Annotated in this window: 23 protein-coding genes; 16 read left to right on the top strand and 7 right to left on the bottom strand. The window is 53.6% G+C overall.

Going from position 1 to position 26,651, the window contains the following annotated elements; all coding sequences use genetic code 11:
• Positions 1–24: 24 nt before the first annotated feature.
• Positions 25–1,080 (bottom strand): ornithine cyclodeaminase, encoded by a 1,056-nt coding sequence (locus tag B0D71_RS03065; RefSeq protein WP_103393418.1) that lies wholly within the window; start codon positions 1,078–1,080, stop codon positions 25–27.
• Between the two features lie 50 nt (positions 1,081–1,130).
• Positions 1,131–2,165, bottom strand: coding sequence for a histone deacetylase family protein (locus B0D71_RS03060; RefSeq protein ID WP_103393417.1), 1,035 nt, complete (start codon positions 2,163–2,165; stop codon positions 1,131–1,133).
• 119 nt (positions 2,166–2,284) lie between these two features.
• Between B0D71_RS03060 and B0D71_RS03055 the strand changes: the two genes are divergently transcribed.
• Positions 2,285–2,785 carry an Lrp/AsnC family transcriptional regulator gene (locus tag B0D71_RS03055; RefSeq protein ID WP_103393416.1) on the top strand — a complete coding sequence of 167 codons (501 nt, stop codon included), beginning with the start codon at positions 2,285–2,287 and terminating at the stop codon, positions 2,783–2,785.
• A 117-nt stretch (positions 2,786–2,902) separates the two neighbouring features.
• Positions 2,903–3,118: an SDR family oxidoreductase gene (locus B0D71_RS31675; protein ID WP_240635677.1), complete on the top strand. Its 216-nt coding sequence runs from the start codon at positions 2,903–2,905 to the stop codon at positions 3,116–3,118.
• A 126-nt stretch (positions 3,119–3,244) separates the two neighbouring features.
• Here B0D71_RS31675 and B0D71_RS03045 read toward each other — a convergent pair whose 3' ends face one another.
• Entirely contained in the window at positions 3,245–4,444 is a 1,200-nt protein-coding gene (locus B0D71_RS03045; protein ID WP_103393415.1) for an MFS transporter, read from the bottom strand.
• A gap of 153 nt (positions 4,445–4,597) precedes the next feature.
• On the bottom strand, positions 4,598–5,647 hold the full coding sequence (locus B0D71_RS03040) for an NAD(P)-dependent alcohol dehydrogenase (RefSeq protein ID WP_103393414.1): 1,050 nt from the start codon (positions 5,645–5,647) through the stop codon (positions 4,598–4,600).
• Between the two features lie 165 nt (positions 5,648–5,812).
• Here B0D71_RS03040 and B0D71_RS03035 point away from each other — a divergent pair, with 165 nt between their 5' ends.
• Entirely contained in the window at positions 5,813–6,730 is a 918-nt protein-coding gene (locus B0D71_RS03035) for an AraC family transcriptional regulator (protein WP_103393413.1), read from the top strand.
• Positions 6,731–6,860: 130 nt separating this feature from the next.
• Here the strand turns inward: B0D71_RS03035 and ycaC are convergent, their stop codons facing one another.
• On the bottom strand, positions 6,861–7,493 hold the full coding sequence (gene ycaC, locus B0D71_RS03030; protein ID WP_103394009.1) for an isochorismate family cysteine hydrolase YcaC: 633 nt from the start codon (positions 7,491–7,493) through the stop codon (positions 6,861–6,863).
• A 428-nt stretch (positions 7,494–7,921) separates the two neighbouring features.
• Complete coding sequence (locus B0D71_RS03020; protein ID WP_015095835.1) at positions 7,922–8,812, bottom strand: LysR family transcriptional regulator; 891 nt, start codon at positions 8,810–8,812, stop codon at positions 7,922–7,924.
• Positions 8,813–8,979: 167 nt separating this feature from the next.
• Between B0D71_RS03020 and B0D71_RS03015 the strand changes: the two genes are divergently transcribed.
• The 5 genes from B0D71_RS03015 to B0D71_RS02995 all read left to right on the top strand — a co-directional run bounded on the left by B0D71_RS03015 (position 8,980) and on the right by B0D71_RS02995 (position 14,671).
• On the top strand, positions 8,980–10,062 hold the full coding sequence (locus B0D71_RS03015) for a 4-oxalomesaconate tautomerase (RefSeq protein ID WP_103393412.1): 1,083 nt from the start codon (positions 8,980–8,982) through the stop codon (positions 10,060–10,062).
• A gap of 44 nt (positions 10,063–10,106) precedes the next feature.
• Entirely contained in the window at positions 10,107–11,432 is a 1,326-nt protein-coding gene (gene dctA, locus B0D71_RS03010) for a C4-dicarboxylate transporter DctA (protein WP_103393411.1), read from the top strand.
• 136 nt (positions 11,433–11,568) lie between these two features.
• Complete coding sequence (locus B0D71_RS03005; RefSeq protein ID WP_103393410.1) at positions 11,569–12,873, top strand: CitMHS family transporter; 1,305 nt, start codon at positions 11,569–11,571, stop codon at positions 12,871–12,873.
• 91 nt (positions 12,874–12,964) lie between these two features.
• Complete coding sequence (locus B0D71_RS03000) at positions 12,965–14,218, top strand: OprD family porin (protein ID WP_103393409.1); 1,254 nt, start codon at positions 12,965–12,967, stop codon at positions 14,216–14,218.
• A gap of 237 nt (positions 14,219–14,455) precedes the next feature.
• Positions 14,456–14,671 carry a hypothetical protein gene (locus B0D71_RS02995; RefSeq protein ID WP_103393408.1) on the top strand — a complete coding sequence of 72 codons (216 nt, stop codon included), beginning with the start codon at positions 14,456–14,458 and terminating at the stop codon, positions 14,669–14,671.
• A gap of 92 nt (positions 14,672–14,763) precedes the next feature.
• On the opposite strand, the gene B0D71_RS02990 is transcribed toward B0D71_RS02995, so the two are convergent.
• Complete coding sequence (locus tag B0D71_RS02990; RefSeq protein WP_103393407.1) at positions 14,764–15,936, bottom strand: acetyltransferase domain-containing protein; 1,173 nt, start codon at positions 15,934–15,936, stop codon at positions 14,764–14,766.
• A gap of 288 nt (positions 15,937–16,224) precedes the next feature.
• Between B0D71_RS02990 and B0D71_RS02985 the strand changes: the two genes are divergently transcribed.
• The 8 genes from B0D71_RS02985 (at position 16,225) to B0D71_RS02945 (ending at position 26,477) form a co-directional block, all read left to right on the top strand.
• The gene (locus B0D71_RS02985; protein WP_338066697.1) at positions 16,225–16,470 is read left to right on the top strand and encodes a hypothetical protein; all 246 of its coding nucleotides are present in this window, start codon (positions 16,225–16,227) and stop codon (positions 16,468–16,470) included.
• A gap of 74 nt (positions 16,471–16,544) precedes the next feature.
• Positions 16,545–16,976: a hypothetical protein gene (locus B0D71_RS02980; protein WP_240635660.1), complete on the top strand. Its 432-nt coding sequence runs from the start codon at positions 16,545–16,547 to the stop codon at positions 16,974–16,976.
• Between the two features lie 232 nt (positions 16,977–17,208).
• On the top strand, positions 17,209–17,883 hold the full coding sequence (locus B0D71_RS02975) for a dTMP kinase (protein WP_103393406.1): 675 nt from the start codon (positions 17,209–17,211) through the stop codon (positions 17,881–17,883).
• A gap of 789 nt (positions 17,884–18,672) precedes the next feature.
• Entirely contained in the window at positions 18,673–19,902 is a 1,230-nt protein-coding gene (locus B0D71_RS02965; RefSeq protein WP_165798681.1) for an MFS transporter, read from the top strand.
• 364 nt (positions 19,903–20,266) lie between these two features.
• Positions 20,267–21,733, top strand: coding sequence for an NAD-dependent succinate-semialdehyde dehydrogenase (locus tag B0D71_RS02960; RefSeq protein ID WP_103393403.1), 1,467 nt, complete (start codon positions 20,267–20,269; stop codon positions 21,731–21,733).
• Positions 21,734–21,749: 16 nt separating this feature from the next.
• The gene (locus B0D71_RS02955) at positions 21,750–23,156 is read left to right on the top strand and encodes an aspartate aminotransferase family protein (protein WP_103393402.1); all 1,407 of its coding nucleotides are present in this window, start codon (positions 21,750–21,752) and stop codon (positions 23,154–23,156) included.
• A gap of 172 nt (positions 23,157–23,328) precedes the next feature.
• Positions 23,329–24,762 carry an amino acid permease gene (locus B0D71_RS02950; protein WP_103393401.1) on the top strand — a complete coding sequence of 478 codons (1,434 nt, stop codon included), beginning with the start codon at positions 23,329–23,331 and terminating at the stop codon, positions 24,760–24,762.
• Positions 24,763–25,682: 920 nt separating this feature from the next.
• Positions 25,683–26,477: a CPBP family intramembrane glutamic endopeptidase gene (locus B0D71_RS02945; RefSeq protein ID WP_103393400.1), complete on the top strand. Its 795-nt coding sequence runs from the start codon at positions 25,683–25,685 to the stop codon at positions 26,475–26,477.
• The last annotated feature ends 174 nt before the right edge of the window (positions 26,478–26,651 follow it).

Here is a 26,651-nt window from a genome sequence, read left to right as displayed (position 1 = left end):
GCTCAGGGGCATCACCGATGGCTATCAACTCACTGTGCGCAAGCGTGAGGGGACGATTGCTGGCTGCTGATCAAGCAGCTGGTAGAGGTTTTTTATGTTGGCAGGCGTCGGCACCAGATGGATGCGCTCACCGATTGCATGCTCCCGCGCCAGGTCATACACGTAGCGCAGTGACGAAAAGTCTTCGAGGGCAAAACCCACCGAATCGAACACGGTGACCTGTGCGTCGTTCTCGCGGCCTGGGACTTCGCCCTGAACAATCCGGAAGAATTCGACGACGGGAGAGTCGGCTTCCAGCTGTTGAATTTCGCCTTCAATCCGGGTTTGTGGTTCGAATTCAACGATGACCCGGGCGTTTCGCAGTATTTCGGCGTGCAGTTCGGTCTTGCCTGGGCAGTCACCGCCTACGGCGTTGATATGCATGCCGGGCTCAATCATCTCGGGCGTCAGAATCGTTGCATAGGCTTTGTCTGCGGTGACCGTGGTGACGATGTTCGCTCCCTTGACCGCTTCTTGTATCGAGTTGGCCATAATCACCTCTATTGCAGGGAATGCAGCGAGGTTCTGCTTCAACTTGAGTGAAGCGTCGCGATCAAGATCGAAAATGCGGATTTCATTGATGCCCAGCATTTCGTGGAAGGCGAGGGCCTGAAATTCACTCTGGGCACCATTACCGATGATTGCCATGGCGCTTGCACCTGGACGCACTAGAGATTGTGCGACCAATGCGGAAGTCGCTGCCGTGCGCAGGGCGGTGGTCAGCGTCAGTTCACTGAGTAAGGTTGGATAACCACTGTGGACATCGGCCAGGACACCGAAGGCCATGACCGTCAGCAAATTGCTTTGACCGTTGCCCGGATGACCATTCACGTATTTGAAGGAGTACTGTTGGCCATCGTCGGTGGGCATCAACTCGATCACACCGTCGGCCGAATGATTGGCGGTACGGGGCGACTTATCAAACTGTGCCCAGCGCAAATAGTCCGCTTCGATGTAAGTGGCCATTTCACGGATTGCCCGGCGGATTCCCACCGTGGCGAACAGGCGTGCAGCATGATCGACGTCTATAAAAAGAGTCATGTTTTTATTCTCCGATTCAATAGTTGAAGCGTTGCGATTGAGGGGATGACTCAGGCGCGTTTGCTCTCGTAGCCATGCAGTACGTTGACCGCATTGATCCCGATCTCATCGACCATGTAGCCGCCTTCCATGACGAATAGGGTGGGGCAGCCGACGCTCGCGATCAGCTCTCCGATGCCGATGAAGTCTTCACTCTCCAGCAGGAAGTGACTGATGGGGTCGTCCTTGAACGTGTCGACGCCCAGTGAAATAACCAGCACTTCAGGCCCAAATTGCTGGAGTTTCTTGCAGGCGTGTAAAAGGGCGTTGCGGTAGCTTTCCCACGTGGTGTTTTTCGGCATCGGGTAGTTCAGGTTGTATCCTTCGCCTTGCCCTGCGCCGACTTCGTGGCTGTAGCCTGAGTAGTACGGGTAGGACACCGCCGGTTCGCCGTGCAGCGAGACAAACATGACGTCACTGCGCTCGTAGAAAATGTTCTGGGTGCCGTTTCCGTGATGAAAGTCGACGTCCAGTACGGCGACACGCTGGGCACCTTGGGTAATGGCCTGCTGTGCAGCTATGGCGGCGTTGTTGAGATAGCAATAGCCGCCCATGTATTCACGCGCTGCGTGATGGCCGGGCGGCCGGCACAGGGCAAAAGCACTGTCGTGTCCTTCATCGATCAGCGCCAGGCCGGTGAGGGCGATGTCTGCACTGGTTTTCACCGCTTGCCAAGTGGTGGCGGTAATCGGGGAGCCAGCGTCCATGGCATAGAAGCCGAGCTTGCCGTCGATGAACGTCGGGACTTGCTCGTTGGACAGGTCACGCACTGGCCATACCAGCGGTAGGGCATCGTGCGTACGTCCGGTCGCGCACCATTCTGACCAGGCGCTTTCAAGAAAGCTGACGTAGCGCTCGCTGTGCGCATTGACGTAACACGACCGGTCAAATGCTCGCGGCTCGATGATCTGGCCAAGGCCTACCTGCTTGACACGGTTATGGACGGTATCGGCTCGACTGGGCTGTTCGAACGAGGGCTTGAGCACGCCGTCTTTCAATTCGGTGCCGTGGTGCAAGCGGTGGGAATCACTGAAAACTGTAAACATTCTGCGCATCCGTTAATGTGAGCCAGTGCAAATATTCTGTTCCGGCTTTGGTGCGCTTTCTTTGCTTTGTTTTCGTGGTTTACTAGATTATTCGGGCGGATTTACTCAGGAAGTGCGAAATGCAGAAAAAATCATCCAAACGCATCAGTCTCGACGATACCGACTTGGCAATCCTCGCATTGCTGCAAGAGGATGCGAGCATTTCCAATGCTGAGCTCAGTGAGCGTTTGTCGTTAAGCCTGACACCTTGCTGGAGGCGACGTAAGAGAATGGAGGAGGCGGGCGTGATCAAGGGCTATCAGGCGAACCTTGATCGACGAATGCTGGGGTTGGATATCATGGCGTTTGTGCACATCCGTTTTTCCACCCACGCCGATCACGCTCCCGACGCTTTCGAGGCGGTGATTGCGCAATTGCCTGAAGTGTTGTCCTGTCACAAGATCACCGGGGATGCCGATTACGTGCTGCAAGTGTTGGCAGAGGATCTTGATAGCTACAGTGACTTTATCGAGCAGGTGCTCAGGCGTCAGGTGGGTATTGCGTCCATCCAGTCCAGTCTGGCTTTACGCGAGGTCAAGACCAGTAGCCGTATCGCGATACCCAAATCGAGCAAGGAGTGAATGGGCAGGGGTTAGATCACCTTTTGAAACCCTGCCTTTGACATAGCTCCGTTGTTGTCAACCGCCACACGATAGCTGGCCGGTGTCATCGGCTTGCAGGGTTATGCCCCATACAACATGGCAAAGGCGGCGGTGCGGGCCCTGACTCGTTCGGCGGCTAGGGAGTGGGGCGCTGACAAAATCACTGTAAACAATGTCATGCCAATTGCAGACACTTGGGAGCAGCGGCCAATGCGCCCGCACCCACTAACGCACTTGGCCGTTAAGGATCGCCCGAAGAGGATATTGCGCCGGTCGTGCTGTTCCTTGCCAGCAAGGATGCGCAGTTCCTGACCGGGTACAGCCTGACGCCAGACGGTGGCCAAATCATCGACAGCGCACGCTGACAGTCACGTCCAACCTGCGAGCATATCCTCCACCGAAACCGCAAGACATGCCTTGGCGTGTCTTGCGGTGATTTCAAGCAATGCTTACCGATGCAACAGGCTCGCGCGATGCTGCGCGTGCAGCCAGGAAGGCAAGAACGGCCGCCACGCCTAGCAAAGTGGCGCTCAATTCGAAGGTCGCTCGATAGCCACTCAAGTCGAAGACCAGCCCGCCAACGGTTGCGCCAGACGCAATAGCGAGTTGGATGATCGCCACCATTAAGCCGCCTCCCGCTTCAGCAGAGTCTGGCAACGTTCTTGCCAGCCATGTCCACCATCCCACGGGCGCTGCAGTCGCAACCAGTCCCCATAGGCCCAGCAAGACAGTTGTGGTGGCAGCAGAGCTACCGAATGAAACAAGCGCCAGTGCAATCATCGCCATAATGATCGGGATGACGATGAGGGTTCGATACAGGCCATTTTTCAAAAATGTCTCAATCAGGAAGGTTCCTGCGAGGCCCGCGAGGCCCAGGACGAGCAACATCAATGACAGCATGGAAACACTGACGTGCGTGACCGTTTCAAGAAACGGGCGCAGATAGGTAAACAGCATGAACTGGCCCATGAAAAACACGCTGACCGCCACCATGCCTAGCGCGACCGGTACGCTTTTCATCAATCTGAAGACGTTTCCAGTGCCTGAACCGCTTTGCGATTTCATGGATGGAAGGCTTACAGACAGCCATACACAAGCGACTATCGCAACTGGGATGACGCACAAGAATGCACCGCGCCAGCCAATCAAGGCGCCGAGAAAACTGCCCAGTGGTGCTGCAATCACAGTCGCCAAAGCGTTGCCGCCGTTGACGATTGCCATGGCGCGTGTGACCTGATCATCCGGCACAAGGCGCATGGCGGTTGCCGCCGACAGTGACCAGAAGCCACCAATCGCAACACCAATCAGTGCGCGCCCGATCATGAATACCCCGTAGTTCGGTGCGAACGCGACCACTGTTCCGGAAAGGATCATCAACAGCGTCAGTGAAAGAAGCAGCGGTTTACGGTCAACCCGCGCCGCCGCCAGCGGGATAAGAAGGCTGGTGAATAAGGCAAACAGCCCCGAAACGGAAATGCCCTGACCGGCTTGTCCTTCGGTGATATGCAGATCGGCGGCAATGGGTGTCAGCAGGCTGACGGGCATGAACTCCGATGCCACCAGCACGAAGGCGGCGAGCGACATGGCAAGTACGGCACCCCATGATTTAAGGGATGCTGGGATGATGTGATCAGTCATTGTTTGAATCCTGTATTGCGCGAAGCGTCGTAGCCCCGAGGACGAGGCTACGTGAGAAACGATGCCCGCCCAGGGCACCGAACGGGCTGGTTCAGGTTGCTTTTGAAGAACGTGGCCAACTTGGCGAATGGAATGAGGCTGAAGCCCGGACGCTCAACCCACCAAGGTGGCGTTGTCGATCACGAAGCGATACTTGACGTCACCCTTGAGCATTCGCTCGTAGGATTCATTTATCTGGTCTGCTCGAACCAGTTCGATGTCGGCGACGATGCCGTGCTCGGCGCAGAAATCGAGCATCTCCTGTGTTTCCGGGATGCCACCGATCATCGAGCCGGCAATCGTTCGGCGTTTCATGATCAGGTTGAAGACGTTGGGTGACGGATGCGGCGAGGCCGGTGCCCCGACCAGCGTCAGCGCACCATCACGCTTGAGCAGTACAAGAAAAGCATCAAGATCGTGGGGGGCTGCGACGGTGTTGAGAATGAAGTCGAAACTCTTGGTATGTGCAGCCATTTCTTCAGCGTTGCGCGATACGACGACCTCATCGGCGCCTAACGCCTTTGCCGCCTCGCGCTTGGATTCAGAGGTGGTGAAAGCCACGACGTGGGCACCCATTGCATGGGCCAACTTGATGCCCATGTGACCCAGACCACCGATGCCGACCACACCTATTTTCTTGCCAGGGCCGGCGTTCCAGTGACGCAGAGGCGAGTAGGTGGTGATGCCAGCGCACAGCAGCGGGGCCACGGCAGCTAGTTGCGCCTCAGGATGGCGGATGCGTAATACGTAGCGCTCATGCACCACGATGTTTTGCGAGTAGCCGCCCAACGTCCAGCCAGGTGCATCCGGTGTCGGGAAGTTGTAGGTGCCGACCATCTCGTCGCAGTAGTTTTCCAGGCCTGTGTCACAGTCGTCGCAGTGTTTGCAGCTGTCGACGACGCAGCCGACACCGACCAGATCGCCGACTTTGAAATCCGCAACATGCGCGCCCACCGCCGACACACGGCCGACAATTTCGTGGCCCGGGACACAGGGAAACTGTGTGCCTGCCCACTCGGCGCGCACTTGGTGCAAATCCGAATGGCAGATGCCACAGAAGGCGATATCGATCTGAACATCATGGGCTGCAGGCGTGCGGCGGTTGATCTTCAACGGCTCTAGGGGTTTGTCACCAGCGTGAGCGCCATAGGCTTGTACAAGCATGGGAGAGACCTCAAAGGATTTGTCGGATGGACATTTTCCCGGTCTGCCTAGGCTCTCTGTAGTGCATTCCTCTGGATTGCTTGCCTGATTCTATGAGTCTCTGTTTTTTTGCAGGACGGTCGGGAGCTGACGAGTTAGAGTTCGGTGAAGAGGTACAAGACGCATATGACGAACAAATCCAGCACCGATTCTCAACAGACATTGCCACAAGAAAAGCTTGCGCAGATCATCGGCGGGCAGATCTCGAAACCAGGTGATTATGCAACGGCCATTACAGGCCTCGGCTTCTTCAGGCGCGAACATCCAGCACCGCCCATCGTCTGCATGGTCGAGCCAAGCATCATCCTCGTCGCCCAAGGTGAGAAACAGCTCTGGGTAGGTGGCGAAGGCTACCCCTATGACAGGTCGCGATTTCTGATCACCTCATTGGACTTGCCTGCCAATTCAGAAGTGCTAGCTGCAAGCCCGGAACAGCCATGCGTGGGGCTGACGTTGAAACTTGATCTGCGCATGCTGGCTGAGTTGATAGCGCAAAGTGACCTGCCGCCAACCCGTGATCGATCCGTTGCGAAGGGGGTAGGAATTGGTTCAGTGACCCCGGCAATGCTGGCGTCATTCGAGCGCTTATTGGCACTGCTCAATGAGCCGGAGTCCATCCCTGTTCTCGCCCCCTTGATCCAACGGGAGATTCACTACCGTCTCTTGCAGAGTGATCAGGCGAGCCGGCTTCGACAAATAACGTCTGTCGATGGCCAAGGTTATCGGATCGCGAAAGCCATCGATTGGTTGAAGTTGAATTACACCTCGGGACTTCGCGTTGATGAACTTGCGGCACGAGTGCAGATGAGCACGCCGACCTTTCACCACCACTTCCGCCAACTTACTGCAATGAGCCCGTTGCAGTACCAAAAGTGGCTGCGACTGAATGAGGCAAGGCGACTGATGCTCAATGAACACCAGGACGTATCCAGTGCGGCCTTCAAGGTCGGATATGAAAGCCCGTCGCAGTTCAGTCGTGAGTACAGCCGTCTGTTTGGTGTACCCCCCAAGAGAGATATTTCGGTGCTGCGAGGGCAGGGGTAGCAACATCAATGCGCGTATGAGTGGCTATTGGACGACAAGGGTGTTTCGGTTAGCCGGTTCACTTGGTTTGATTCCACATGAAGCCCATGCCTAAAGCCCGCAAAAGCGGGCCTAGGGTTCCAAACCAGACTTACGATTGGCGTGCAGTCAACGCCGAGTAACTGTTCATCAAGTTGCGATAGTTCGGAATGCGCTGGGACAGGAGGTTACCCAGGCCTTCGATGTCGTTGCGCCAGTCGCGCTGTAGCTCACAGGCCACCGAGAACCAGTTCATCATTTGAGCACCGGCTTGTGTCATGCGGTTCCAGGATGCCTGTTGCACAGTCGTGTTGAACGTACCGGAAGAGTCGGTCACCACAAACACGTCAAAACCTTCTGCCAGTGCCGACAGGGTCGGGAACGTTACACAGACGTCAGTGACGACACCGGCAATGATCAGTTGCTTGCGACCGGTGGCCTTGATTGCCTTGACGAAATCTTCGTTGTCCCAAGCATTGATCTGACCTGGTCGAGCGATGTAAGGCGCGTCAGGAAACATCTCTTTCAGCTCCGGCACCAATGGGCCGTTGGGGCCCTGCTCGAAGCTCGTGGTGAGTATGGTCGGCAGCTCGAAGAACTTGGCAACGTCAGCAAGCGCCAACACATTATTCTTGAACTCGTTGGGCGTGAAATCCTGAACCAGGGAAATCAGACCGGTTTGGTGGTCGACCAGCAGAACTACAGCGTCGTCTTTGTTCAAGCGGTTGTAGGTAGCGTTGCTCATGATGAAGTCCTTTTGAGGTGGGTGAATGTTGTCGTTCAACATGGGCACAGATTAAGGATCGTCAGAGGGGAGAAAAAGACGATGAAAACGGTTTAACTGTCAACTGGAGTGGGACAATAAGAAGAATTTCATCTTTAGAGTTTATTGGCATGATCTAAACCTTGAGTGAACAACACCGTGCGATACGCATCAAAGATGGTTGAGTCATCCCTATTCTCAAGTCATCCGAGTTCACCTTCGCCATGCTCAAAAACCTTTGGTATGTCGTCCTTCCATCCTCACAATTATCCGAGGAGCTCGCATCAGTTCGGTTACTCGGTCAACCGTTTGTAGCCTTTCGAGATAACAAGGGAAAAGCTCATCTTCTGTCAGACGGAGGAACAGCACCCTCTGCTATAGAAAATGGTTACTGAGGCCGTGGTCGAAAGTCATTTCTCCCATTGTTCGAGCAGTATTGAGACGAATTTTTCCGCTGCCGGAGAGAGTGAAGCGCCTCTGCGGTAAACCAGTCCCAACGATCGGTTAACTATGGGTTCTATCAAAGGGACGCTTACCAATGTTGGATGATCCACAGCAGGCATTGCGAGGCTCGGCATTGCCGAGACGCCTAATCCCGCTTCGACCAGGCCCAGCGATGTGGACAGGTGTTGAACCTCATAGAACCACTGTGGACGCCAGCTCAAGCCTGACAAAGCGTGGTCAAGCAGCATGCGGTTGCCGCTGAGGCGACCGACTCCGATAAGGCGGTAATTGCTCAGTTCAGACCAGGTGACCGAGCTGCGCTCAGCCAACTCATGATCGCGTCGACACGCTAAAACAAATGGCTCGTTGACCAACGGCACGAACTCTATGTCTGGGTGCTGGCCGCTCATCATGTTGATGCCAAAGTCGGCTTCGCCACGCAGAACAGCCTCCAGCCCTTCGTTCGCACTGAGATCAAGCAAGCGAATGCGGATTTGTGGATAGCGCTCGTTGTAGAGGCGGATGACCGAAGGGAGGAAGTAGAAGGCTGCGGTTGGGATACAGGCAAGGGTTACGCGACCGCTCTGCCGCTCCGCCAGCTCTCGGATGTTAAGTATCGAGTCGTCGAAATCATCCAATAAGCGTCGCGCCTTGGGCAGGAAGTCTCGCCCAACGCTGGTGAGGCTGACCCTTCTTGTCGTGCGATCAAGAAGCGCGGTTCCCAATCCCTCTTCAAGCTTTTTCATTCTCCGACTCAACGCGGGTTGAGAAAGATGCAATGCATCGGCAGCTTCGTGGAAGCTTCCAAGTTCTGCGATTTTCACGAAAGATCGGATGTCATTGAGCTCATAATTCACTTTTTTTATCTCAGCAGACGTGAGTTGTTCAACGCGGTCATCCTAGATTTATCATTCGTCAAACGCAATAATCAGGCTGATATTTGCATTGGAAACAATTTTTAAACCCTGCGACTCTTGCTCACAAGACATCAATTACCCCGATTGATCAACAAGAGTCAGTGTTCATGCAACGAATTCCCTGTGTGCTAATGCGCGGTGGTACTTCCAAGGGCCCAGTGTTTCTCGCCTGGGATCTACCAGTTGCGATAGAAGAGCGTGACGAACTGCTGCTCAACCTCATGGGTTCTGGCCACGAGCTGGAAATCGACGGCATCGGTGGCGGTAGCCCACAAACCAGCAAGGTGGCGATCGTCAGCCCGTCGCTGCATCCGGAGGCGGATGTCGACTATCTGTTCGTCCAGGTCATGGTCTCCCAGCGTCGAGTCGACACCGCGCCGAATTGCGGCAACATGCTTTGCGCCGTTGGCCCGTTCGCCATCGAGCAGGGGCTGGTGAAAGCTTCCAAAGACCTGACCCGTGTGCGTATTCGTAACCTCAACACGGGGACTTTTGTGAACGCCGAGGTACAGACGCCCGGCGGGCAGGTCAGCTATGAGGGTGACACCGCCATCGATGGTGTGCCGGGTACAGCCGCTCCTGTGCAACTGACCTTTCTGGATGCTGCGGGCAGCAAGACCGGCAAGCTTTTCCCGACTGGGCAAACGCAGGATTTGATCGACGGTATTCCAGTAACCTGCATCGACATGGCGATGCCGATGATGATCGTCGAAGCCGGTCAACTGGGTAAGCGCGGCGATGAAAGTCCTGCTGAACTGGATGCCGACAACGAGTTCCTGCGTCGGCTGGAGTCCTTGCGACTGCAAGCTGGCCTGGCAATGGGCCTGGGTGACGTCAGCGACAAAGTGATCCCCAAGCCAGTACTGGTGTCACCGGCCAAGGCTGGCGGCACAATCCAGGTGCGCTACTTCATGCCACACAACTGCCACCGGGCCTTGGCGATCACCGGCTCCATCGGCCTTGCCACCGCTTGTGTCACTGAAGGCAGTGTGGTCGCGCAATTGCTCGGCGGGGTTAGTGAGCCGCGCTTGAAGCATGTACGCATTGAACATCCAAGTGGCGGGATAGATGTCGTATTGTCCTACACCGGCGCTCAGGGTGAGACAATTCGTGCCTCTGTGGTGCGTACATCGCGCAGGCTTTTCTCCGGTTTTGTCTACGCCACGGCTTCCCAACGACTTGCCGGATAATGTCCCCAGGTCATTGCCGTTCTTGCATCAGCACAATTCTAAAAATGGGTGATGCCATGAAAGTTGTAAAATCGCTCTACTTCCAGATTCTCCTCGCCGTGCTGTTGGGTGTGCTGGTCGGGCATTTTTGGTCGCAACAGGCCATTGCCTTGAAGCCGCTTGGTGACGCCTTCATCAAGTTGATCAAGATGATGATCGCTCCGGTGGTGTTCTGCACCATCGTCACCGGTATCGCCAGCATGAGCGACAAACGCTCCCTCGGGCGTCTATTGAGCAAGACCATGCTGCTGTTCCTGGCGCTGACCGTGATCAGTCTGATCATCGGCCTGGTGTCGGTCTACCTGTTCAAACCCGGTGTGGGCATGAACATTGACCCTGCCCAGTTGAGCACCAAGGGACTGTCGCAATACACCGATTCCGCCGCGAAGCTGGGAGTGGTCGAGTTTTTCATGCACATCATCCCGGACACTTTCATCGGTGCTTTCAATAAGGGTGAAGTGCTGCCTGTGTTGTTCATCGCGGTGCTTTGCGGTTTTGCGCTGTCGGCCATCGGCGAGCGTGGCAAGCCGGTACTGGATGTACTGGAGTCCGCCTCGCACATGGTGTTCAAGATTTTCTCCTATCTGATGCGTTTCGCTCCGATCGGTGCTTTTGGCGCTTTGGCGTTCACCGTAGGCCAGTACGGTATTACATCGTTGGGCTCGTTGGCCAAGCTCATCATGACCTTGTACGTAGCCTGTGCCTTCTTCGTCTTTGTAGTGCTGGGGAGCATTTGCCGGGCAAATGGCTTCAGTCTCTGGAAGTTGCTGCGTTACTTCCGCGAAGAATTCCTGGTAGTGCTCGGGACTTCCTCCACCGAGCCGGTGATGCCGCGGATGTTGGAAAAGCTACAAGCCCTGGGTTGCAAGAAAGGTGTGGTGGGGTTGGTGCTGCCAACGGGGTACTCGTTTAACCTCGACGGTACGGCGATCTACCTCTCGCTGGCAGCGGTATTCATTGCTCAGGCCTGCAACATCGATCTAAGCCTGACGCAGACCGTGACCATGCTGGCCATCATGCTGTTGTCCTCGAAGGGTGCAGCCGGTGTGACCGGAGCCGGTTTTGTCGCGCTGGCGTCGACGCTGACTGTGATCCATGACATTCCCTTGGCCGGCCTTGCCTTGCTGATAGGTATCGACCGCTTCATGTCGGAAGCCCGGGCCCTGACCAGTCTGGCAAGCAACGCCGTGGCTACCGTGGTGATGTCCATCTCGGAGAACGCTTGCGATCGCGAGACACTGATGCGGACTCTTGACGGCGAACCGTCGTCTGCCTTGGCCCAAACCCAGAGTGAAAACTGGGATGGTCGCAAGGTCACGGAACACGTCTGACCGGACACGCCTGAAACACCCAACAAACCTTTCATTCAACTCCCCGCCAGGCACCGTTGATCGTGCCGTCTGGCGGGTTCGAGGTCGCGCGCCTGCGCATCGGCCACGCTACTGATAAGAACAAGAGAACTGACCTATGCTCGCATTTCTTGGTTTGGCCATGGTGGTGGTTTTCACCTACCTGATAATGTCGAAACGCCTATCGCCGATTGTCGCCCTGACGGTGGTGCCGATTGTGTTTGCGGTGATTGGCGGTTTTGGCGGCACCACGGGCAAGATGATGCTCGACGGCCTGAAGATGGTTGCGCCTTCGGCTGCGCTTCTGCTGTTCGCCATCCTGTTCTTCGGCCTGATGATTGATGCCGGCTTGTTCGACCCGTTGATTCGCAAAATCCTCAAGCGTGTAAACGGCGATCCGATGAAAATCGCTATCGGCACCGCGCTGCTGTCACTGGTGGTCGCCCTCGACGGCGATGGGACAACCACCTACATGATCACCTGCGCGGCAATGCTGCCGTTGTACAAGCGTATCGGCATGAACCCAATGATTCTGGCAACCATCGCCATGTTGTCCTTGAGCATCATGAGCGGTATGACCCCATGGGGTGGGCCAGCGACAAGGGCGATCGCGGCATTGGGCCTGGATGCCGGCGAGTACTTCGTACCCTTGCTGCCGACCATGATCGGCGGCGCGATGTGGGTGGTGTTCACCGCTTTCCTGCTGGGGCGTGCCGAGCGTAAGCGTATCGGCAATGTGCAGCTACAGAGCGGTGGCGGTAATTGCTACATCGACGAGATCCTGGGCGATACCCCGCACAAGCGGCCTAAACTTGCATACGTGAACCTGTTACTGGTGATCGCGGTCATGGTCGCGCTGGTAATGGGGATCATGCACTCGGCGATCCTGTTCCTGATCGGCTTTGTCCTGGCACTGATGATCAACTACCCGCAACTGGATATTCAGAAAGAACGCATTCTTGCCCATTCCGGCAATGCGATGACGGTGGTGTTGTTGGTGTTTGCCGCCGGGATCTTTGCCGGGATTTTTTCGGGCACCAAGATGGTCGACTCCCTGGCGCAGACGCTGGTCGACTGGATTCCGCCATCCTGGGGTCACCTGTTCCCACTGGTGGTCGCGATCACCAGCATGCCGCTGACCTTTGTTCTGTCCAACGATGCTTACTACTTTGGTGTGGTCCCCATCTTGGCTAATGCCGCTGCTGCCTATGGCATTGACCCGGTGGAAATCGCCCGCGCGTCGATTCTCGGTCAGCCAGTGCACCTGATGAGTCCGTTGGTTGCCTCAACCCTGTTGCTGGTGGGTATGGTCGATCGTGATATTGGCGATTTCCAGAAAGCCACCGTCAAATGGGCCGTACTCACTTCATTAGTAGTCACCGCGCTAGCCCTGTTGACCGGGGCGATCAGTCTCTTCTCCTGATTCACACCAACCATCTGTTTTCTCCTGACGCGCTTCGCTTGCGAGGCGTGCGCTGTTCTGCACTCCAAATAACAACAACGAGTAGTTTGCTATGACCACTTTGTTTACCCAACGGGCGCTGTTTTCCTTTCTTGGTTTTTTGCCGCTGGCCAGCGCCAGTGCAGAAGGATTTATCGACGACAGCAAGCTCAAGCTGCAATTGCGCAACGTCTATTTCAATGAGAATTTCCGCGACGAACATGGCATGAGTGCCAAATCAGCAAGGACGGCGAAGAGCGAACGAACCGAGTGGGCCCAGGGATTTCTGTTGGATTACCAGTCGGGATTTACACCTGGCACTATCGGGTTTGGTGTTGATGCCCTTGGCCTGCTCGGGGTCAAGCTCGACTCCGGCCGTGGCCGCAGCGGCACTGGCTTGTTGCCCGTGCATGATGACGGTCGTGCGGCTGACGAATTCGCAAGTCTGGGTATGACTGCCAAAGCCCAACTGGCCAAGACCACGGTCAAATACGGCACCTTGCTGCCCAAGACTCCGGTGCTGATCTATAACGACGCGCGTCTGTTGCCGCAAACGTACCAAGGCACTCAGATCAGTAGCGCCGACATCGAAAACCTCACCCTTACCGGGGGTTACCTGGATCGATTCAAACTGCGTGATTCCAGCGACAGCATGCCGATTGTGCCCGACGGTTACGGTGGAGATAAATCTGGCGACTTCAGCTATGCAGGCGCCGAATACAAGCTGGGAAAGAGCGTTCGTTTGAGCTACTTCTACGGCGAACTGGAAAACTTTTACCGACAGAATTTCGCAGGTATCCAGCACGATCTACCCTTGGGCGGCGGTGTGCTGACCAGTGACTTGCGCTACTTCAACAGTGTCGATACCGGCTCAGCCTTCGGTGGCAAGATCGACAACAACATGCTGAGCGGGCAATTGTCCTACGCCTTTTCCGGTCATATCTTCGGGGGCGGATACCAGACCCTCAGTGGTGATGCCGGACTGCCCTATATCAGTGGTGCAACGGTTTATTCGTTCAGCAACGCCGGGATAGGCAAGTTCATCGAGGAGGATGAAAAAACCTGGATGCTTAACTACGGCTATAACTTTGCTGCCGTCGGTGTGCCAGGCTTGACGCTCTCCACCCGGTATCTGAGCGGCAACGACGGTAAGTCCAACACCACGGTAAAAGAGTGGGAGCGTGACGCCGAACTGGCTTACGTCGTGCAACAAGGTACCCTCAAAGGTCTGGGTGTGCGGTTGCGTAACTACGTTTACCGCTCTGATTATTCCCGTGGCCGGGATAGCAACCGGATCTACTTTACCTACGACATCGCCCTCTGGTGATCCCCAGATGTCGGCCTCGCGATTTTCGCAGGCTGCCTTTTCAGTGACGACTTCATAGGATGGGGTGAAGGAATTCAACGATGTCGTTTAAAGCCAAAATACTGTTGCTGACCTTTTTGCCAGTGATGTTGTTCGCTTAGGTTTTAGTTGGCACGTGGGGCCAAAGCCGGACGCTTTAACACTGACGAAACATTCCGGCCGTATGATTCGCGTCACCGAAACCTGGGAGGGTTGGAAATGAATCGGCCATCAAGAAGCATGCGCAAACTACTCGACGCTGTTGCCACCAACAATGAGGCCGCGGCGCTTGACGTGATGCGTGCTGCTGAGCAGCTCCAAGACGAGGTGTTGCGCCAACGATTGCTCAACATGATTCATCGGCTCAATCAAGACGCCAATGACTTGCGAATGGCACGGGACGATATCCAAGGTGGAGCCATCAAGCTCGCGTGATCCGCGCCCACAACCTTGTGGGCGCGAGCTTGGTCCGGGGCTTAACTGACTGGAATTTCCCTCTAAAGTCCCTTTTTTGAGCAGTGCCCCAATCAGAAGTATTTGAGCCACCCAATATCGCGACGGCGTGCCTTCAGTGCAGCGAACCAACGCACAGGTAAGTACAGGGTTAATCCCAGGAGCACCGCCGTCAGCCACACAGCCCAAACACTGTCGTAACCGAAAAATTTCCCTTGGTTCAATCCGAACAGCTCGACGCTGATCAGGTACAGCGCTTTCAGTACGTAAAGGTGGAGCAGGTAGAAGAACATCGGCGTCGCGCCAAATACTGCCAATGTACTGACCCACTTGCGTTGTTGAGCCCGCTCCAAGGCCCGAAGCAATATGAAACCAACTCCAAGCGTCAGGAAAAGGAACAGCAGGGAAGGTGGGTATTTTGTAATGTTGAAGAAACTCATAAGGGTTTGGGTGATGCCTTCATGGGCTACCCACTGCACTTCGCCATAACCATTTACTGCTCGCAGTGCGACAAATCCAATCAATGCCCCGGCCCCTGCAAATAGCAGTGTGCGCTGACGTTCTGCCGCCACCGCCTGGTTGGAAAACCAAGGGCCGATACTGTATCCAAGGGCGATCACGCCGATCCACGGAAGCACAGGATAAGAGGTGCGCAGACGCAAGCTGTCGAAGAGATCGATCCAGCCGCGATCATGCAGAATCGCCCAAGGTATGTGCATTGGCGAAGCCGTCGGGAAGTGCACACTATCTAGCAGATTGTGCCCAGCCACGATCACGAGACCCAGAGCGCACAGAATTGGCTTGGGCAACCACACCAGTCCAGCCAAGGCAATCATGCATACACCAATGGCCCAGATCACCTGCATGTAAATGACTGTCGGTGGCAGCTGAAGTGTCCAGGCGAAATTCACCAGGGTGAACTCCAGTAGTACCAGGAACAGACCACGCTTGAACAAAAAGGCCGATACATCGCGCTTACCCTGGTGCTTTTGGCCATACAAGTAAGCGGAGAGCCCAGTCAGCAGTACGAACACGGGCGCACATAAATGGGCGAGTGTACGGCTGATAAATAGCGCCGGCTCAGTGGTGTCGACGTCCATTGGGTCTGTTACTTGACGGTGCAAAAAGAACGTTTCGCGCACGTGATCCAGCAGCATGAGGAGGATTACCAATCCCCTTAGGGCATCAATGGACAGTAGGCGCTGGTTCAGGCTTGTGATGGGCGGGATGTGAATAGAAGTCGTCATCGTATGTCGCAGGGAGGGAGTGGATGGCGCTGCCAGTGACAACCGACAGCTCTAGATTGCGTGCGTTATAACATATCATCTGCCGCTATCTATCAAACATTCGAATGGGTCAGCGCATTCTGGCGTTATTGGCATACCGATTGATCTTGAAGAGTAGGGGAGGGAGTAGGTCTGCGTTCGACATAAGCGAGCGTCCTTGGTCGCCCATGCTCCTCATCGGAAACCGAAGTTGATCCCTTGTGATGCTGGCTAAAAGCCGCTATTAGTGAAAGGGTGATTGGAGAGGAGATGAAGATGATTTTGAGGTTCGTTGTTGTCCCCGCAATCCCAACAGAAACGGGATCTGTGCGCAGTGGAACGCGCTTCTACTGCGAAACCGCTCCGATAGGTTTCAATATCTACGACAATGAAGAAAAGCTGCGCCTGAAGACTGACTATCAGACACGCGCTGAAGCAGAGAGTGCTTGCCTAGAGCTTAATCAAGAACGGCTGCAAAGCATGCTTTCAGAGTGTGAGTCCATGCCGACCCTCTAGCCATTCCACTCGCGGGCGAAGGAAACGGGCTTAGGTCGGTGTAGGGCAACTGCTCAGATCAAAAAGGACAGCACATGAGCAAGTATCTGGTCTTGTTGTTCGTTGGCGCCGCAGGTTTTGTTCAGGCGCAATCCATCTGCTCTGACGCCTGGTACGAAGCGATCGACAAGAAACTGCTGACTGCCGATGCGCAAGGGCACGGGCCGGATATAGGTTCCGACGAATGGAAATCCGTGATCGAATTCAAGTTAGGGGTTCGCGGCAGGGCAGACGTCCCTGTACGAAGTTCCGAAGAGTGGTGCCAGTACATTGATCAGCAGACCCATTCGATGCAGGCGACTGGGAGCAGCACGGGGAGGTCGCCGGTTGCCAATGTGACACCTGGCCCTTCTTACGATTGCGACCGGGTGGAGCCCGGTGGTCTCGAAGCGATGATATGTAAGGACGAGGCCTTTGCTCAAAGCAGAGATACGGTGAAAGCTGGACTGCAAGCCGGTCAACTGTGAAAGGAGACAAATGCGAATCTACCGTCTAGACACGCTATTTAACTTATGGGCGATGATCGATGTTCATAAGTGGCTATGAGCCTGGATTTTGAGACTCGTTGGCCAGAAACCAGGTTAGAGTGTTCATCAATGTCTGTTCATAAGGGCCCTCCGCTCGATTCGCGTAGTCGCGCCAAGCGGCTCCAGCGAACGAACAGGGCAAATAAACCGTATATCAATCGTTATGTGAAAAATGAATCGTCCACTGTTTGTTTCTCTAGATGGGCCCAAGGGAACCGGCAAAACCACACTGTTGGAGGCCGTTACGAAAGTACTGAGGGCAGACAACAAAAAGGTGATCCGACTTTGCGAGAAAACAAGCGATCCCTATAGAAGTGAAACAATGGCCCTCGTTAACAAGCTCGTTAGAAATCCCACCCGGGATTTGGAGTTGGGGGTTTGTGAGCGTTTTGCTGATAGCCGTACCTGGATTTCCCAGCATGTGCTGGCTAAACAGCCACCAGGCAGCATCATCTTGATCGATCGCTGGTACCCGTCTGATGCCGCGTTTCGCCGGATAATCCCGTTTGCAGAGATTCTACAGTTGAACATTGATCGAAACGTGCGAGTGCCAGACCTGCATGTCGGGGTTGTCACCGCCCCTGATATTTCATGGGCGAGGGCAGCGGCACGACGTCGAGGGCTGAGCAGTACTGTGATCCATAAGCTGGAAGAACATGTCGCCTGTACCAAGGCGTTCGAGCGAGCGATTGCAGATCAAGGCTGGGTTTTATGCCGTAATGAAGGAACGATCGAAGCCGTAACGATGCAGGTGATTTCTGAGATCTATAGCGTCCTTCGATTTTCCCAGCCTGGCAAAGCAACACTGTTTGGAGTGCAACGAAAGCCTGAGGGTTCTGGAATCTGAGGCGCTCAATCAACCAATGTGGAGTTGTCGATCACGAAGCGATACTTGACGTCACCTTTGAGTATTCGCTCGAAAGAGCTTGAGCGGAGGTGTCTTTCAGATACTGTATTTAACAAGTAGGCGATGTCAGATGTTCATAAGCCGCTCGCAGGGCTACAGCTGCTGACCAGATGCTTTTGAAATGAATGCGGCTGTTCATCGATTCTTGTTCATGGCTGCCGGCTCTCTGGCGCATAGCCGCGAGCTTCATGCCTCAGCCCTGCACTATGTCCTGCCTCATCGGCGAGAGGAGCGTATTTATCCTCGCGCCATCCGGCTCAAATCGCCGAAGTATCCGATCAGAAATAAAAATGCCAGTCAGCTTAACTGACTGGCATTACCCTTTGGAGGCCCTTTTTTATTGGCGAGATGTCCATCGCGTAGCTATTGGATGATTAAGGCTGGGCGAATGGCCATTTGCCGAATTTTGCTTAAGTCGCATTCATTTTTTTTGATAAGAGCTTAAAAAAACCTGCCAGCGAGACGGGGGGCATCACTTGTTTAAAAGATGATGTACCCGTTCATACAAACCAGCATGGTCTGTTGTGACCTCTCGGTATTCGGCCTTGGTTGGAGGAGGTTATTGATAGCGAAGAAGTAATTTTTGAAAGACACCGAGACGGCTACGTAAATAAGAGGGGGCTTAGAGGAGGTTTTCGAGCGCGAAACCCTGCTAAAACGCAGATTGGCGTGCCGTTTTGCACTGTATTGTACGAAGGGGAAATTTCAACAACATTACGGATGTTTATTATGGATCAGAGTGCGGCCAAGTCGGTAACCTCGGCGGTCTTGACTTTGATGGCAGCGGTGGCTGTTGTCGGATCGAATGGGCTGTTACTCAGCCCGATACTGGGAGAGGTCTCCAATGCACTGAATGCTTCTGTAGAGTCTGTCGCCAAAGTAATGGCTGCCTACGGTGGAGGTACTGCGTTATCTGCTCTCGTGCTGGCGCCATTGATTGATCGGATCGGCGCAAGACGATCACTGCTCATAGGGCTGTCGGTGCTACTGGTAGCCTTGCTAGCCAGTTCAATGGCGATGCACGTCATTATGTTGGGCGCTGCGCAGGTGCTTGCGGGTTTTGGAGCAGGGCTGGTATTGCCAAGCGCCTACGCGCTTGCGACGAAAATCACGAGTCCACAGCAAGCCTCCCAAGCACTGGGACGTGTGTTGATAGGATGGTCGCTGTCTATGGTAGTCGTTGTTCCTATTGCTGCTTATATTGCTGAAAATTTCAGTTGGCGGTTCGCTTACCTTATGTTGGCAGTCGGCCTAGTGATGGTATTACCCAGGATCTACTACTTGCCCAGAGATCTGGATAATGCAGTGTCAAATAATCAACCAAAGGGGGTCACCGTCGCCTTGCGATACCCAGGTGTTGTTCCAATGCTAAGTATCAGCTTTGTCTTCTCCACCGCGTTTTATGGGGTTTATGCATTTTTGATGCAGGAGGCGCAATCCACCTTACATATCCCAACGGGCGAATCCGGACTACTTGTTCTCGCTTATGGATTTGGCTTCGCGATAACGACTGTCGCAGGGAAGGTCATAGGTCGTTTAGGGCCAAAAAAATTGCTGCCAATGGCGCTTATCGCCAACGCGATGCTTTTTGCTTTGCTGTTACCTGCGATGCATAACTTCGTTGTATTATTTGTCGTGGTTGTAACGTGGGGTATCGTTGAACATCTTTGTCTCGGAAGTATGGTTCTCCTCTTGTCTCAAGTGCGGCCAGACAGGCGCGGAACGGTACTTGGGCTTAACAGCGCAATCACCTACGTAGGCTTCATGTTTGGGACTGCGGTAGCCAGTGACCTATACCCCAAAACCGGGTTTATCTCATTGGTCATTGCCGCTGTAGGGTTACATATTGTTGCGACAGTGATCTTCATGTTCAGGAGGCAGCATATCGACAAAACGATACGGTCTTGGGATACCACCTCGAACATCCCTAGAACCATCGGCAATAAGATCATCTCCTAAGTAGCAAGCGTTTCGCCTTTTCATCCTCAATTCGCTTCAACAGTCTTAGATTCCGCCACGTAAAATCCGGTCGGCGTTGAAAATCGTGCGACATATGACACCTCCGCCGATCAGGCGCTGACCATGCTTCCCAGCGATAACCCATTACCTTTGTCACTCCTTCACGAAATCAGCCCGGCAATTTACGCTGCTGAACGGGTGTGTCATTTTCGCTTTGCGGAGTCACAGAGTACGCTCCTGCAGAAAATATGCAGGCTACGTAGAAAAACGCAGTAATCATGTGTTATCGCCTGCTTTATAGACGTATTACAGCGACGTAGGGTCAATAAACTGGTGCCAACAAAAAACACGCTAAGTGGTCGCCATGAAAAACCTTTCCAAAACTGCACTGAATCACCTCGCCCGCCCAGATCTCCTGGAAACTCGCGCCTACATCAATGGAGAGTGGATTGATGCCGATAATCGCCTGGCTGTTACAGATCCGGCCACTGACGAAAAGATCGCAGAGGTCGCCCATTGTGATGTCATCTGGGTTGATCGCGCCATTGAAGCGGCCAGTGCCGCATTCCCTGCATGGCGCGATCTGCTACCAGTTCAGCGGGGCGTAATTCTCCGCAAATGGGCAGCATTGACTCGCGAGCATGCTCAGGATTTGGCAGTAATCATGACTGCCGAACAAGGCAAGCCTCTCGCAGAGTCCCTAGGAGAAATCTCCTACGGTGCGAATTTCCTTGAGTGGTTTGCGGCTGAAGGTGAGCGCTGCTATGGCGAGACAATCCCAAGTCACCTGGCAGGTAGTCAGCTACTAACAAAGTTGCAACCTATTGGCGTTACGGCTGCGATTACCCCTTGGAATTTCCCAAGCGCGATGATTACTCGTAAGGCAGGTGCAGCTCTCGCTGCTGGGTGCACGATGATTGTGAAGCCAGCACCTGAGACCCCTCTGTCAGCGCTCGCGTTGGCCAAGCTCGCGGAGGAGGCTGGTATTCCTCCTGGGGTATTCCAAGTTTTGACTGGCGACGCTATCGACCAATCTGCGCGCTTGCTGAAGCGTCCAGAAATCCGCGCTTTCAGCTTTACCGGTTCGACTCAAGTAGGAAAGCTTTTGCTAAAGCAGTCCGGTGACACGGTGAAAAAAGTGTCGCTAGAGCTGGGTGGTCACGCGCCTTTCATCGTATTTGATGACGCTTCGATTGAAGAGGCGGTTACTGGCTGCATCGGCGCCAAGTTCGCAACCTCGGGTCAGGATTGCCTAGGTGCCAATCGGATTTACGTTCAGCGCGGCCATTATGAAAAATTCATTGAGGCTTTCGCTGCTGCAACAGCCAATTTGAAGGTGGGACACGGGTTCGAAAAAGGTGTCGATATTGGCCCTATGACTCGCCTCTCAGTAGCGACCAAGTGCCGTGATCATATTGAAAATGCGGTCTCATTGGGTGCGCGCATTGTGGTTGGTAGCGCGGAAATAAACGGTAATTTCGTTACACCGACCGTACTGGCGGATGTCTCCGACGAGATGGATATCGCCTTTGAAGAAACATTCGGCCCGGTCGCAGCGATTCTTCCTTTTGATACGGAAGAAGAAGTGCTACGTCGCGCCAACAACACCGAGTTCGGTCTAGCTGCCTATGTATACACCAATGATCTGCGTCGCTCGCTGCGTATGTCGGATCGGTTGGAGTACGGAATGGTTGCGTTTAATACGCCTAAGTTTACAGGCGCACCAATCCCGTTTGGTGGCTGGAAACAATCCGGTCTTGGTCGAGAAGGTTCCAAGCATGGCATAGCCGAATACATGGAACTGAAATACGTCTGCTTTGGCAGCTTGTAAGAATTGAGGAAAAAAAATGAATAAGCAAGAACAAGATTTGATCTCGGCCCAGGATCGTAATTCCGTCCTGCACCCATTCACCAACCTGAAGGATTTCGCGAGCGGCAAGCTCGGCGACCCTACCATCATTGAAACTGGTAAAGGCATTCGTATCACCGATGCCACAGGTCGTGAATACATTGACGGGTTCGCCGGCCTGTACTGCATGAACGTTGGTTATGGTCGTACCGAGGTGGCGGATGCTATTTCTCGCCAGGCGCACAAGCTCGCCTATTACCATAGCTATGCAGCTCATACTACTGACGAGCTGGCACGACTCTCGGATCGCTTGGTGCGCATGGCACCAGGCAAAATGAGCAAGGTGTTTTACGGGCTCTCAGGTTCGGACGCTAACGAAACCCAAGCCAAGCTGGTCTGGTACTACAACAACCTCCGCGGGCTTCCAAAGAAGAAGAAGATTATCACTCGTGATCGTGGTTACCACGGTTGCTCGGTCGTATCGGGTTCGATGACCGGCATGAGCTTCTATCACGACTTCATGGACTTGCCTGTCACCGGCATTCTACGTACCGGCGTCCCGCATCACTATTGGGGGGCTGAAGCGGGTGAGACCGAAGAGCAGTTCTCCGCTCGCCGTGCCCAAGAGTTGGAAGAACTGATCCTGCGTGAAGATCCAGATACCATTGGCGCTTTCATTGCAGAGCCAGTGCTGGGCACCGGCGGCATTACTCCTCCTCCTGCAGGCTACTGGGCTGCTATTCAGCCAGTCCTGAAAAAGTACGACATTCTTCTGATCGCTGACGAAGTGATCACCGGTTTTGGTCGTACCGGAGCGATGTTCGGTTGCGATAAGTATGGCATCGAACCAGATCTTATTACGGTGGCTAAAGGCTTGACCTCGGCCTACGCACCTCTGTCCGCAGCTATCGTTGGTGAGAAGGTTTACAAGGTTATGGAAGAGGGAGCCGATCGTGTCGGCGCGTTCTCTCATGGTTACACCTATTCTGGCCATCCAATTGGCGTCGCCGCGGCGAATGCCGTGCTGGACATTGTTGAGCAGGAAGACATCCCTGGAAACGCCGCACGTGTGGGTGCGTACTTCCAGAATAATCTCAAGGAGGTATTTGGAGGCTTGCCAATCGTTGGTGAGGTTCGTGGCGTTGGCTTGATGGCGGCTCTGGAGTTTGTCGCGGATCCGACTACCAAGAAACGCTTTGATCCAGCATTGAAAGTTGGTGCACGAGTTTCTAAGGCCGCTCGCGATCTGAATCTGATTGCACGGGCTATGCCTCATGGCGAAATTCTGGGCTTCGCACCACCTCTCGTTACAACCGAAACAGAAGTAGATCAAATTATTGATCTTGCTCACCAAGCGGTACAGAAGGTCATCAAAGAGTTGACCGCTGAAGGCGCAATTCGCTGAGCTTTTGATTAAACCGTTTTACACTCTTGGCCGGAACCTCACCGGCCTTTTTTTATCGCGCTTTTAATAAGGATGGTTTGAGTTGTTGTGCGTGGAGGTGCTCATTTAATAATTTGACTTCGCCGTTTTAGTATAAGTCTTATAAAATTCAAAATGGTTTTTAGGTGTAAATATGAGTGATGTAAATAAATTCGGTAAGCACCATAGTTCTGATGCTGCCGAATCAGGCGAATTAAGCCGCGACCTCTCAAATAGGCATATCCAGTTTATTGCCTTGGGCGGTGCAATTGGTTCTGGACTGTTTATGGGGGCTGGAAAGACAATTAGTGTTTCCGGAACTTCCATTATCTTCACCTATATGATCATCGGCATCGTTCTGTTTTTTGTGATGCGCGCGATGGGTGAGCTATTACTTTCAAATTTGAAATACAAAAACTTTGCAGATTTTTGCTCTGATTACATTGGGCCTTGGGCCGGATTTTTTATCGGATGGTCATACTGGCTTACGTGGGTCGTAGCTGCGGTTGCAGATAGCGTCGTGATTGGCGGATACATTCAATATTGGTATCCTGATCTTCCAACATGGGGGCCAGCACTAATTGTACTCGCGGCATTGATGTTTTTGAATTTGCTTACAGTGAGGATATTCGGAGAGTTAGAATTTTGGTTTTCCCTAGTTAAGGTCGTGGCAGTTGTTAGCCTGATTGTAGTAGGCGGTGTACTTATTGCAATTTCTTATGTATCGCCTAACGGAGTCACGGCCTCGTTGTCTCATCTCGTCGACCCCGCAGCCACCTTGCCCTATGGTATGAGTGGGTTTTTTGCTGGGTTCCAAATTGCAATTTTTTCTTTCGCCGGCATAGAAATGATCGGTGCAACTGCAGCAGAGGCAAAGGATCCGCACAAAACCTTGCCGCGAGCGATTAATGCCGTTCCGATCAGAGTTATGGTGTTCTATGTATTGTCGCTGATATGCATCATTAGCGTTTCATCCTGGTTTGCAATTTCTGCAGACCAAAGCCCATTTGTTCAGCTATTTTTGGTGACAGGGCTACCAATGGCAGCAGGGATGATTAACCTTGTCGTAACTACGTCAGCAATTTCCTCTGCAAATAGCGGCATCTTCTGTACCAGTCGCACGTTGTTTGGCCTTTCTTCAGCCAAACAAGCCCCTAATATGTTTTCTACAGTTACTAGAAGAAAGGTGCCTGGTGCCAGTCTAATTTTTTCCTGTCTCTGTGTATCTCTGGGTACAGGCCTTCTGATATTCATTCCAAAAGTAATGACGGTATACACAATCGTCAGCACGATCGCATCAGTACTACTGATATTTATCTGGTCGCTGATTCTTGTTGCGTACTTGATTTACCGCAAAAGGAATCCTGAGTTACACAAGGCATCCAAGTTCAAGATGCCCTGGGGTGTCCCTTTGAGTATCTTCTCTCTAATTTTCTTTGCATGTATGATCGTCCTGCTCACGCTGGAGCCTGACACTCTCTTGGCACTGTATTTGATACCTATATGGGTAGTGTGGCTTGGGCTGGTCTACTTCTTGAAATATCGACACGTAGAGGTTAAGAGTTATAAGGCGGAAAGGGTAAGCTGAAGCCTGGATGCTCCTGGCAATTAATTTTCTGCGGCAATTGGTTAAGGTCAGTTGTCGCATTTTTACTTCCTGATAATGTTGTTGTAAAATTCAAGATTTTCCTCTTGCGTATATGATGCCCACCTTCCTCGTTCCATTTGCTATCTCCGATGTCGCCCTTCTTAACGTCTTCCTCTCACAGTTGTTTGCTGAGCAGCGTTATAGTCAATCTTTTACAGGTGTATAAAAAGTTGGATGCGTCCATTGGTGTGAGCATGAGAGCATATTTTAGTGCTAAGGGTTTTAAACGGTTTCGGAGGTGGAGTGGGAGAGCGGAAGTTAAAGTAAATAGTTAGTTTGATGGGTGTGGATTAATTGCCAGTGACTACTTTGCAGTGAAAATTATTGGAGTGACCTGTGGAGTTAAATTGGTTAAATTTAAAATGTTCTTAGCTTCCTGTTGTTGGTCTTTAGAGAGCCTTGAGAGCCTTCCGGAGCGTTCGCCTAGGGGAGGTTTGAACACATCCTAAAATATGCTGATATTCGACCCCATTACCTACCCGAGCCATTCGTGAGCCAGGTGAATTTTTCCGAATTCGAATACGTCGGAAGCGTAAGCGAACTGGCCGCGAGAGCTTCCTCGCCGAGATGGATCAAGTTGTGCCCTGGTACGCTGCGCTAAAGATAATGGAATCGTTTTACCCGACGGCAGGCAATGGTCGAAAACCTTACCGAACTGCTTCACGGCGAGGGAAACGCTGTCTACGCCGATGCGGGCGATACCAGTGTCGAGAAACGTAAATAGCATTAGAGCGCGAGGTGGTTTGGCGGCTAGGCGGTGTCGTTGCTCACCGCCTTGCGACTCGGCCCAGCACTGCTACGGTGAACTGCAGCGTGGAGTTCCCATGCCTTTGTTACTTCACGTCGGAGGGAGGCCACCTATGGATAACTGCAAGCAGGCAACAGTCCATAACGAATCCAGGGCGGATGAGCGCTTCCCCTGCCTGGAGTACCTCGACGATTTCCCCTACTACAACGGCAAGCCTGTTGGCCTTTCAGGCAAACAATGGCTGCTACTTATGCTTGGGGTGGTGGCCGGGTTCCTGGTGCTAATAGCGCCGTTGCCATTGTTCGCGGGAAAAATTGGGCAGTTCATTCCCGCAATCCTGTTCTTCGCCATCCCGCTGGCGACGCTGGCATGGGTCACTCCGCAACATTGGATGGCACTGTTGCGCAGGGTCACGGGCCGCGAGATCAAATGGATGGTACTGTTCGCGCTGCTCAATATCGTGGTCACGATGGCCATAGGCCTAGTGGTCATGAAGACCCTGGGCACGCACTCAAACCCGGTTTTCGCAGGGATGGCGACGCAAACACCAGTCGAGCACCTACTCTTCTTTCTCAAGACGCTGCCGCAGCTATTGGGCGAGGAGGTGCTGACGATCTTGCCATTTCTTGCACTGATGAAGTTCCTGATCACGCGGCTGCACTGGTCACGCAAGGGAGCGATCGTCGGCGCCTGGCTCTTGTCGGGCCTGCTCTTCGGCGCGGCGCACCTTCCAACCTATGATTGGAACATAGTGCAGGCGTTCGTCGTTATCGGCAGTGCGCGGCTGATCCTGCTGCTGCCCTACATCATGACGAAGAACATTTGGGTCTCCACCGGTGCCCATGTACTCAACGACTGGACGCTCTTCATCATCGCCCTGTTGGGCGCCATACCACCAGGGCACTAAGGCCAGGCTGAGTTGCGCGGTCGGAAATGCCAAGCGGTGTTGGTCTGCCGGCCGCGCGAGCAAGGGGCGCTCGGCTGCTACTCAGAGGTTGCCTTCAGACCCGGTATAACTTGCACCTTGGATCTTGCCACTGCCATTGGACAAACACGACCAAGGAGCGTCCGCGCCAGGTAC

Origin of the sequence: Pseudomonas laurylsulfativorans (assembly GCF_002906155.1) — a bacterium.
GTDB classification, from domain to species: domain Bacteria; phylum Pseudomonadota; class Gammaproteobacteria; order Pseudomonadales; family Pseudomonadaceae; genus Aquipseudomonas; species Aquipseudomonas laurylsulfativorans.
The sequence above is the reverse complement of the archived record's forward strand: the minus strand, read 5'-3'. Positions and strand labels throughout refer to the sequence as shown.